The organism is Nostoc sp. DedQUE08 (genome assembly GCF_034530895.1).
Classification (GTDB): Bacteria; Cyanobacteriota; Cyanobacteriia; order Cyanobacteriales; family Nostocaceae; genus Nostoc.
In genome coordinates, this window is record NZ_JAVRCD010000006.1 from 229,186 (window position 1) to 240,825 (window position 11,640).

3 protein-coding genes are annotated in these 11,640 nt (G+C 42.7%); 1 reads left to right on the plus strand and 2 read right to left on the minus strand.

Translation table 11 applies throughout. The annotated features are described in order from the left end of the window. Positions 1-245: 245 nt before the first annotated feature. Both RMY64_RS06340 and RMY64_RS06345 read right to left on the minus strand, forming a co-directional pair. Positions 246-824, minus strand: coding sequence for a hypothetical protein (locus RMY64_RS06340; RefSeq protein ID WP_322699620.1), 579 nt, complete (start codon positions 822-824; stop codon positions 246-248). Between the two features lie 247 nt (positions 825-1,071). Continuing rightward, positions 1,072-8,037, minus strand: coding sequence for a filamentous hemagglutinin N-terminal domain-containing protein (locus RMY64_RS06345; protein ID WP_322699621.1), 6,966 nt, complete (start codon positions 8,035-8,037; stop codon positions 1,072-1,074). Between the two features lie 420 nt (positions 8,038-8,457). Here RMY64_RS06345 and RMY64_RS06350 point away from each other — a divergent pair, with 420 nt between their 5' ends. Beyond that, complete coding sequence (locus tag RMY64_RS06350) at positions 8,458-11,328, plus strand: CHAT domain-containing protein (RefSeq protein WP_322699622.1); 2,871 nt, start codon at positions 8,458-8,460, stop codon at positions 11,326-11,328. Positions 11,329-11,640 lie beyond the last annotated feature (312 nt).

Sequence of the window (11,640 nt, forward strand, 5' to 3'; positions counted from 1 at the left end):
ATTAATAATTAGATATTTGGCAAGGGTTATCACTCAATTAAAATACCATAGTATTTTGCTTGATGATTGCATAAAGATGAAATCATCAAGCTCTGATTTGGTCATTCTAATATTTAGAATTTAGGTATTGATAAATAAGACAATAAATGCAGTATGAAAATAATACGCAATAACGCAAGCGCTGACTTGTCAGTGTAGCTTTTCACCAGGGAACTTGAAAGCCAGATAATTTACGCTATGTTTATTTAATATTGAGACACTATTCTTTCTATATCTACAGCCGAACATTGCCTTCGCTCATCGCAAGTATATGCTGTTAGTGAACCATCAGGCTCAACAGAAAACAAAAAATTATCAGCAGCATAAGTAGGGTGTCTTCTGGAAGTCCCAGCATAGACTGGGTTATATCCCAATAAAACTAATCCTTGAGGAGAAGACTTGAGGCTAATGTTCTGGTCTACACCCTGCTTCTGATTTATACTAGGGTTAAAATATCTAGTTCTCATCACTCCAGAATATCCCTCCATCACCAACACGCTTTGATAAACGATTCCATCAATGCTATATCTGAGCTTCCAACTTCCATAAATTGGAGAATTTGCATCTAAGAGTTGCGCGATGACCTTCGGCGCAGCAAAGCCGATCGCATATGATGAAGATTGAGAAACATCTGGTGTTTGTAGTAAGGCATTTCTCGCATCTGCTGACTTGATACCAAACAATCCAATTCCAGCTACTAAAATTGCAATGGAAGTAGTTTGTTTGAAATTCGGTAATGTCAAAGATGTTGCTAAAACTGTGTTACGAACTAGTTCAGAAAACATAATCAACCTCTAATCTGAGTTAAAAAAAATAACGATAATTTCATCAGCAATGGTTGATAAATTGATGATTTTTGTTGTTTTTCGATTTATTAACCGTTTCTTTAATACTCAGATTAAGGGATATGACTAGGTAATTCATTCACCATTTATGCATATATAGTTGCATGATTTGGATGGTGCGATCGCACAATGGTGCATACCATTTTGCAGAAAACTGTGTATGCAATTTTTCTGATATGTGCAATATTTATTTTGAACAACTTCGACTCAAGATTAATTGCCCATTGGGCAATCGATACAATCCTTGTGGTTCAACTATTGGGTCGCCTTTTTTCCAAGGACGTGGTGCTGGTTCCACATTACGCACATCACCAGTTGTGTAGGCTGAAGTTAACACATCTCCGGGAGTATAGCGTAAAGCACCAGAACCTGTAATGGTAAAAGAGTTTTCTTGTCGCTTGGTGCCGCGTGAAATGCAGCTATTGGCAATGAGTGCGTTGGTATCGATGACGTTTGGTGATAATCCGGTGAAGCTGTTTTGAATAGAACTGTTATCGGGTGTATTGATATTTGTTACGCCGGAAACGCCTAATTCCGAACTGGCGGTAATATCACTTTTTTCGGTTAGTTTTGGACGCGATTCAATACCAAAGATACCTTGCGAGTTGATTTGGATGTTTCCACCAGTTCCGGTAAAGGCGTTAGCACTGATATCGCTATTTTCTTCGGGAACTGCAACGATAAATCTTGAGTTGATATTAATATTACCGCCATTGCCGCCTAATTTTTCTGTACCTGCGTTGGTGGAGATTTGAGCGCCACGACGGAGTAAGAGTAAGTCGCTGTTAACGTTGATGTTACCACCGTTACCTGATGCAGATTCAGCGTTGAGTTTGCCTTGGTTGTCTAAGGTAATTTTGGGTGAGTTAATTTCGATGTCGCCTGTGATTCCTGAACCTGTGGAACTGACAAATAAGCCACTGTTAACACCAATATTTACTACGTTGTCAGGAAAATTAGTAATGCGATCGCTGTAACTAGGATCAATACCACTAATTATTACTTTATCAGTAGCGTTGACAGTAATTTTACCTGCACGTCCATTGCTTGAGGTAGTGGTGATGAGTTGTCCGCCGTTCAGTGCTTCAAAGACATTTGCATTTACCGTAATATCGCCACCCTTTTGATTATTTCTAGTGCGTGCATCCACTAAAGCGCCGTCTGATACGCGAAAGATATTGGTGTTTACGTTAATATCGCCACCTTTGCCTTGAGAATTAGAATCAGCAAATGTGAATAAAGCACTAGATAATCCTGTCTCTTGATTAGTTCGAGAAATAGTTATTGCATCTTTTGCATTGATACGAATATTCCCCGCATTCCCCTGTCCAAAAGTTGAGGCATTAAGTAGAGCGCCACCACTTAGAGAGAAGTCACCAGAATTAATGGTAATGTTACCGCCATTCCCAACCGTTCCTGTACTCACCAAGCTGAAAATCGCACTAGGAAAACCGTTTTTCTGCCCAACAATATCAACAGCACCTGTTACCAAAACATTGACATTTCCCGCATCCCCCTGTCCTGCTGGTTGAGTAGCAGATGCTCCACGAGTAGCAGTTAGCAGTTGAGCGCCATCAGTGAGTGACAGTGTTGTGGCATTGATGTCGATGTTACCTCCTTTACCTACGCCTCCTGTTTCTACTGTACTGAAGATGGTAGTTGCTTGACCTGCAAGGGAAACATTGTCAGCACCTACTGTCACATTGCCTGCATTCCCCTGTCCATAAGTTGAGGCATTAAGTAGAGCGCCATCACTTAGAGAGAAGTTACCAGAATCAATGGTAATGTTACCGCCATTCCCAACCGTTCCTGTATTCACCAAGCTGAAAATCGCACTGGGAAAACCGTTTTTTTCCCCAGCAATATCAACAGCACCTGTTACTAAAACATTGACATTGCCAGCATCCCCTTGCCCTGCTGGTTGGGTAGCAGATGCACCACGAGTAGCAGTTAGTAGTTGAGCGCCATCAGTGAGTGACAGTGTTGTGGCATTGATGTCGATATTGCCTCCTTTACCTACGCCTCCTGTTTCTACGGTGCTTAAAATGAAAGCGTTACCTGCAAGGTCAATAGCATTTTTTGCACCCACTGTCACATTGCCTGCATTCCCCTGTCCATAAGTTGAGGCTTCAAGTAGAGCGCCATTACTTAGAGAGAACGAGCCAGAATCGATGGTAATGTTACCCCCATTCCCAACAGCCCCCGTTCCCACAATACTGCGAATCCCACTGTGAAAATCGTTTTTCTCCCCAGCAATATCAACAGCACCTGTTACTAAAACATTGACATTGCCTGCATTTCCCTGTCCAAAAGTTGAGGCTTCAAGTTGAGCGCCATCACTTAGAAAGAACGAGCCAGAATCGATGGTAATGTTACCCCCATTCCCAAGTGTTCCTGTTTCCACAAGGGTACGAATCCCACTGCGAAAATCGTTTTTCTCCCCAACAATATCAACAGCACCTGTTACTAAAACATTGACATTACCCGCATCCCCTCTTCCTGCTGGTTGAGTAGCAGATGCACCACGAGTAGCAGTTAGCAGTTGAGCGCCATCTCGTAGTGACAGTGTTGCTGCATTGATGCCGATACTGCCTCCTTTACCTACGCCTCCTGCTTCGACTGCACTGAGGATGTAAGCGTTACCTGCAAGGTCAACAGTATTTTTTGCACCCACTATTACATTGCCTGCATTCCCCACTCCAAAAGTTGAGGCATTAAGTAGAGCGCCATCTCTAAGAGAGAAGTCACCAGAATCAATGGTAATGTTACCGCCATTCCCAACCGTTCCTGTACTCACCAAGCTGAAAATCGCACTAGGAAAACCGTTTTTTTCCCCAGCAATATCAACAGCACCTGTTACTAAAACATTGACATTGCCAGCATCCCCTTGCCCTGCTGGTTGGGTAGCAGATGCACCACGAGTAGCAGTTAGTAGTTGAGCGCCATCTCGTAGTGACAGTGTTGCTGCATTGATGTCGATATTGCCTCCTTTACCTACGCCTCCTGCTTCTACGGTGCTGAAGATGTTACTACCTGCAAGGTCAACAGCATTTTTTGCACCCACTGTCACATTCCCTGCATTTCCCACTCCAGAAGTTGAAGCAGAAAGTTGAGCGCCATCACTTAGAGAGAATGAGCCACTTGAGATGTCTATATTTGCCCCATTACCTCTTGCTCCCGTTTCTACATCGGTAAAAATTGCACTAGCAAGTTCACCTTTTGTTCCAGAGATTGTCAACGCACCAGTTAGATTAATATTGATACTTCCCCCATTTCCTCGTCCAGCTACCTCCTCAGTGTCTGCTCCACGAATTCCACTTTGCAGTTGAGCGCCATCAGTGAGGGAAAGAGAACTTCCTGTGATGTTGATACCTCCACTATTGCCCACGCTTCCAGATTCCACATTGTTAAATATGCTACTACCCACAAGGGAAATAGAATCTTTGGCAATCACTGTTACCTTTCCTGCATTCCCTTGTCCATAAGTTGAGGCATTAAGTCGAGCGCCATCACTTAGAGAGAATGAACCAGAATCGATAGTAATGTTACCGCCATTCCCAACTCCTCCGGTGAGCAAAGTACTGCGGATAGCACTGTCTGTCCCCGCAACTTCTACTTTTCCTGTGGTATTGAGAGTAATATTTCCTGCCTGACTCTTAGGTGAATCTAAACCTTCTCCACTAGTGCTAGCAACCAGTCGAGCGCCATCAGTTAGGAAGAACGAGCTACTTGAGATGTTTATATTTCCCCCATTACCTCTTGCTCCCGTTTCTACATCGGTGAAAATTGCACTAGGAAAACCGTTTTTCTGCCCAGCAATATCAACAGCACCTGTTACCAAAACATTGACATTGCCTGCATTTCCTTGTCCTGCTGGTTGAGTAGCAGATGCTTTAAGAGTAGCAGTTAGCAGTTGAGCGCCATCAGTGAGTGACAGGGTTGCTGCATTGATGCCGATATTGCCACCTTGACCTACGCCTCCTGCTTGCACAGTGCTGAAAATGTAAGCATTTACAAGGTCAATAGCATTTTTTGCACCCACTGTCACATTCCCCGCATTCCCAACTCCTGAAGTTGAAGCAGAAAGTTCAGCGTCGTCACTTAGAAAGAATGAACCAGAATCGATGGTAATGTTACCGCCATTCCCAACTCCTCTGGTAAGCAAAGTACTGCGGATAGCACTGTCTGTCCCCGCAACTTCTACTTTTCCTGTGGTATTGAGAGTAATATTTCCTGCCTGACTCTTAGGTGAATCTAAACCTTCTCCACTAGTGCTAGCAACCAGTCGAGCGCCATCAGTTAGGAAGAACGAGCCACTGGAAATGTTGATATTTCCCCCATTACCTCTTGCTCCGGTTCCCACATTAGTGAAAATCGCACTAGGAAAACCGTTTTTCTCCCCAGCAATATCAACAGCACCTGTTACTAAAACATTGACATTGCCTGCATTCCCCTGTCCTGCGGCCTGGGTAGCAGATGCACCACGAGTAGCAGTTAGTAGTTGAGCGCTATCAGTGAGTGACAGGGTAGCTGCATTGATATCGATATTGCCACCCTGACCTACACCTCCTGCTTCCACTGTGCTGAGGATGTCAGCATTTACAAGGTCAACAGCATTTTTTGCACCCACTGTCACATTTCCTGCATTTCCCACTCCTGAAGTTGAGGCAGAAAGTCGAGCGCCATCAGTTAGGAAGAACGAGCCACTGGAAATGTTGATATTTCCCCCATTACCTCTTGCTCCGGTTCCCACATTAGTGAAAATCGCACTAGGAAAACCGTTTTTCTCCCCAGCAATATCAACAGCACCTGTTACTAAAACATTGACATTGCCTGCATTCCCCTGTCCTGCGGCCTGGGTAGCAGATGCACCACGAGTAGCAGTTAGTAGTTGAGCGCTATCAGTGAGTGACAGGGTGGCTGCATTGATATTGATATTACCACCCTGACCTACACCTCCTGCTTGTACGGTGCTGAAAATATCAGCATTTGCAAGGGAAATAGCTTCTTTTGCACCCACTGTCACATTCCCTGCATTTCCCTCTCCAGAAGTTGAGGCAGAAAGTTCAGCGCCATCACTTAGAGAGAAGTTACTGGAATTAATGCTAATGTTACCGCCATTCCCAACTCCTTCGGTGAGCAAAGTACTGCGGATAGCACTGTCTGTCCCCGCAACTTCTACTTTTCCTGTGGTATTGAGAGTAATATTTCCTGCCTGACTCTTAGGTGAATCTAAACCTTCTCCACTAGTGCTAGCAACCAGTCGAGCGCCATCAGTTAGGAAGAACGAGCTACTTGAGATGTTTATATTTCCCCCATTACCTCTTGCTCCCGTTTCTACATCGGTGAAAATTGCACTAGGAAAACCGTTTTTCTGCCCAGCAATATCAACAGCACCTGTTACCAAAACATTGACATTGCCTGCATTTCCTTGTCCTGCTGGTTGAGTAGCAGATGCTTTAAGAGTAGCAGTTAGCAGTTGAGCGCCATCAGTGAGTGACAGGGTTGTAGCATTGATGCCGATATTGCCACCCTGACCTACGCCTCCTGCTTGCACAGTGCTGAAAATGTAAGCGTTACCTGCAAGGGAAACAGCATTTTTTGCACCCACTGTCACATTCCCTGCATTTCCCACTCCATAAGTTGAAGCATTAAGTTGAGCGCCATCACTTAGAAAGAACGAACCAGAATCAATGGTAATGTTACCCCCATTGCCAACAGTCCCTGTTTCCACATTGCTACGAATCCCACTAGGAAAATCGTTTTTCTCTCCAGCAATATCAACAGCACCTGTTACTAAAACATTGACATTGCCTGCATCCCCCCGTCCTGCTGGTTGAGTAGCAGATGCTTTAAGAGTAGCAGTTAGCAGTTGAGCGCCATCAGTGAGTGACAGGGTTGTAGCATTGATGCCGATATTGCCACCCTGACCTACGCCTCCTGCTTCCACGGTGCTGAAAATGTAAGCGTTACCTGCAAGGGAAATAGCATCTTTTGCACCCACCGTCACATTCCCCGCATTCCCCTGTCCATAAGTTGAAGCAGAAAGTCGAGCGTCATCACTTAGAGAGAATGAACCAGCATCGATAGTAATGTTACCACCATTGCCTTTTGAATCTTCACGCACAAGATTGCGAATCCTACTCCCGGAGTCAGCAATTTTGATTTCTTCCGTAGCATTAAGGGTAATATCCCCCGCAGTCGCCTCTGGTTTCCCCAAACCTTCAGCGATACCAGCATTCAGCTGACTCCCTCCCAAAATATTTATGTTGCGGGCATTAATCGCAATATCACCGCCACCAGCAGCTTCTACATACACAAACGCTTCATTGGTAAGTGACACATCTGCACGAGTTACATTCTCAGGAAATTTCAAGCTGAAATTATCCCCATTAAAAAAAAGATTGACATTTCCAGGTGCTGCTAACCCTCCTAATTCAACTCTGCCACCATAAGCATTTAATTCCCCGCCATCCATGCTGACATTACCGCCCACTAGCAGCAAACTTTTCCCATCTGCTACTCGTAAACCAGATGCATTAAAACCTGCTGGGTCTGTTCCGGCTCGTGCAATTGAGTTATTTTGAATTCCTGCACCTTGATTAATCTGATTAAAGAACAACGCCGAAGGATTTACCGTCAACAATGGTGGTGCTTGAGGATTGGTGGCACTGAAAATACCCTGATTGCCAAACTGCACTCCATTGGCTGTTGTCCCGACAAAACTCCCCTGCACATCTAACCGCGCATTCTGCCCAAATAAAATTCCATTGGGATTAATCAAAAACAAATTTGCTGCGCCAGCAACTCCCAATGTCCCGAAAATATTCGATGCATTCCCACCTGTTACCCGCGTCAATATATTTTCTATTCCAGTGGGGTTAGCAAAATACACTCGTTGCCCATTTTCGATATTAAACTCGCTGAAACTATGAAAAAGATTGCTGCCACGTGTTGCACCACCCTCAATTTCGTCGCTTACTGCGCCATTAATTATCAGATTTTGCTTGAGTTGAGAAGCTTCTGCACCCAGAGTATTATCGGGCGTGATTTGTGCATGGGCGGGCATTGCTTGGCTGAATGCAGTGGATATTAGGCATAAAGAAAGAATGCTTTTAATGCTGGCTTTTTGAGGATGATATGGTTGATTCATAAATAATTTACCTTGGATAAATTAGATAAAATCCACAATCAGGTAAACAGCAAGGTAATGCATTTACCTTTTATGCAAATATAATTACATGATTCTGTATAGTGCGATCGCACAATTTATGCTTGCATTATATGCAAGCATAAATTGTGCTTAGTCTGAGGCTAAGACAACTAAGCCTAACCCAAAATCAAGTATTTTAAGTTTTGTCTATTTAGCTTGCACTTCTAGTCACCAAATGCAAGGAAATTTGCATAAAACTGCACACTTTCTCAAAACTCAGTTTTCGATTACTATTTCTGGTAGTTTAAAAATAAAATTCATACAAGTATTTCCTCTATCAATTAATTGTAATCAAAAAAGCTGTATAAAAGATAACTTTTTAAAATTCAATACCAGATCCAGACATTGCTGAATTAAAATATGAAATCCCCAAAACAATATCTTAAACTCTTACTTTCTAAACCTTTACGACCACCATTCGCCTTTCGCTTCTCCCAAAGAAAGAAGTTTCGAGCAGCAGATTCCGTCACTCGATTTTTTTTATCTGCAAGGCAAATTCGTCTCTTCACCCAGCATTACCAAAAACTAAATCGCCATCGATTGATTAAAGTATTATTTTTGGCAAGTCTCGTAATTTGTTTATTGTTTGGACAAGTTGTATCTGCACAAACTCCAAATGTCACTGCACTAATTGAACAAGGAATTAAAGACTATAATGCCAGAAATTTTGTTAATGCCATAAAAAATTGGCAAGAGGCATTAAATCATGATAAAAATAATCCAGAATTTACGGCGGTTGTGAATGAAAATTTGGCGCGTGCTTACCAACAAATAGGAGAAAATAAAGCTGCGATCGCATCCCTATCGGCGGCAATTAATGACTATAGCACGGTAGAAAATATCCAGCAAGTGGGACGGATGAAGTCAGAACTTGCCCAAGTTTACAGCAATTTGGGACAACCGCGCAAAGCGATCGCACTTTTGTGTGGCAAACTGGTAAATAAAAGCCAGCAAATAGAATGTACTCCAGACAGTGCAGCACAAATCGCCACCAAATACAACGACAAACGCGGTCAAGTAGCAGCTTTGGGAATTCTCGGTGAAGCATATCGCTTAATTGGCGATTACGACCAAGCAATTAAATATTTGCACGTAGCTCAACAACTTTATCCAGAAGATGACTTTTTGCTGTTAAATAGTTTGGGTAATGCTTATAGCAGTCGCGCTCAATTGCGAGAGTTACAAGCCGATTCTGCAAATAAAGCTGGTATTTCTAGTAAAGAAAATGAATTTACTCAAAAGTCTAGAGAAGACTATAGCAGAGCTTACCAATATTTTCAGAAAAGTACCAAACTCGCCAGCGACCAAAAACAAACTTTAGCTCAGATGCGAGGATTGTTAAATTTAATTCAATTGGATTCCCAAACCAATAAGAGCAAAGTTATTAATAATCAGGAGTTTCACAAAACTGTTGACGATGCTTTGAAGGTTATTGAAATTTTACCCGATTCAGCTACAAAAGTCTATGGAGCAATTAATTTAGCATACTTGCAGTCAGATGCTAAAGGAACTTTACCTTTTACATACTGTCCAACTAGCCTAATTTTACCAAATGCAGATGTATTAAATTTACTACAAAAATCACTATCAGCTAGTAAAAATTTACAAGATAATCGCCTACTTTCTTATTCTAACGGCGCTTTGGGTCATTTCTGGGAATGCCAACCAAAGAATGAAACAGCAGCATTAAAATATACTCAAGCTGCGATATTAGCAGCAGATAACAAATTGAGTGCCAAAGATAGCTTGTATTTGTGGGAGTGGCAAGCCGGACGCATTTTAGATCGACAGAATCGAAAAGAAGAAGCGATCGCATCTTATCAACGAGCATTTGATACTCTAGAAGATATCCGCAGCGATATTTTAACCTCTGAAAGGGATGTACAGTTTGACTTCCGCGATGTTGTACGACCATTGTATCGGAGATTGGCACAGTCGCGGCTAGATTTGCTGGGAGTTGGTGCAATCGCAGATGAACAACGTGCGAAAGAGTTATCGGCAGTAGTTAAAACCATCGATGCTTTGAAACTAGCAGAATTACAGAATTATTTTGGCAATGATTGCATTTTAAGTGCCTTAAATCCCAAACAGGTGGGAGAACTCCTCAAGGATAATAGTGTAGCCTTTAAGAATACTGGGTTTTTGAGTTCGATCATTTTAGATGGTAAAACCGGGATATTATTGCAGTTACCCAATCAGGCAACTAAATTTAAATGGATTGAAGACCGCAATCAAGAAGGTGCAAGCACAATAGTTAGCAGCAATACCTTACAAACAAAAATTGCCGAGTTTCGCAGAGGACTAGTTAAAGGAAAAGAAGAAATTAACTACGATACAACAACTGCGGCACAGCTTTATGATTGGATAATTCGCCCCTTTGCTGAGGATATCAAACCGGAGAAAGTCAAAACCCTGGTGTTTATTCAGGATGGTTTTTTGCGTAGCGTGCCAATGGCAGCACTTTACGACAGCCAACAACAAAAATATTTAGTCGAAACCTACGCTATTGCTACAACTCCCAGTTTACGACTTACCACACCCAAAGCACGCGATGGTCTCCGACCGACCGGAGATCATCGCAATACACAAAAGGCATTAATTTTGGGTTTAACCGAAAAAGCTACAATCGACGGAAAGACTTTTGATGCGCTTTTTGCTGTTCCCGATGAAGTTAGCGCAGTTCAAAGTATATTTCCTAATCATACCGACCTGATGGATCGGGATTTTTCGCCTGAAAGTTTTCAGAAAACACTTGACAAAACCACATATCCTATTGTCCACATAGCTAGTCACGCTCAATTTGGCATTATTCCTGAAGACACCTTTATTATCACAGGCAAAAACCAAAAACTTACCATCAGCCAATTAGAAAATTCCCTGCGAAACCTCAACAGTAAATCAGATGGCGTCGAACTACTGACATTGACTGCATGTGAAACCGCAGTTGGCGACGACCGTGCCACACTAGGATTAGCTGGAGTTGCATTGCAAGTTGGAGTTAAAAGTGCGATCGCATCTTTATGGAGTGTCAGCGATCAATCGACATCCGAGCTAGTCAAAACATTTTACACCAACTATGGCAAAGCTGGCATGAGCATTGCAGAGGCGTTGCAAAAAGCCCAAATTAAAATGATTAATGCTAAAAAACTACCGCCATCTGAAGGTATAAATATCAGTTATGATAATCCTGCGTATTGGGCACCAATGATTGCGATCGGTAATTGGCTTTGAAACCCACAGATCCCCGAAAACCTCACTTCCATTACTCTTCCCTTCTAGGGGCTACAATGTACATACAAGTATGACCAGCATAGGTTTCAACTCTTCTAGTAGTTTCGTAGTGGCGTGGCAAGGCTAAAATGTTGCAATAGATTTTATTGTGGGATGGGTGTCCTCACCCGTCCGGGCGGGCAGGATGCCCGCCCCACAAGAGTTTACTAATGCACTATTTTAAGCTTGCCACGCCAGTAGGGTGCGTTATGGACACGCCGAAATAACAAATGAGTACTCCGAAATAACAAATGAGTACTCCGAAATAACAAA

What these genes read in the sequence shown, in the direction of transcription:
- RMY64_RS06350 (WP_322699622.1), top strand. Translation starts at nt 8,458, where the DNA reads ATGAAATCCCCAAAACAATATCTTAAACTCTTACTTTCTAAACCTTTA.
- RMY64_RS06345 (WP_322699621.1), bottom strand. Translation starts at nt 8,037, where the DNA reads ATGAATCAACCATATCATCCTCAAAAAGCCAGCATTAAAAGCATTCTT.
- RMY64_RS06340 (WP_322699620.1), bottom strand. Translation starts at nt 824, where the DNA reads ATGTTTTCTGAACTAGTTCGTAACACAGTTTTAGCAACATCTTTGACA.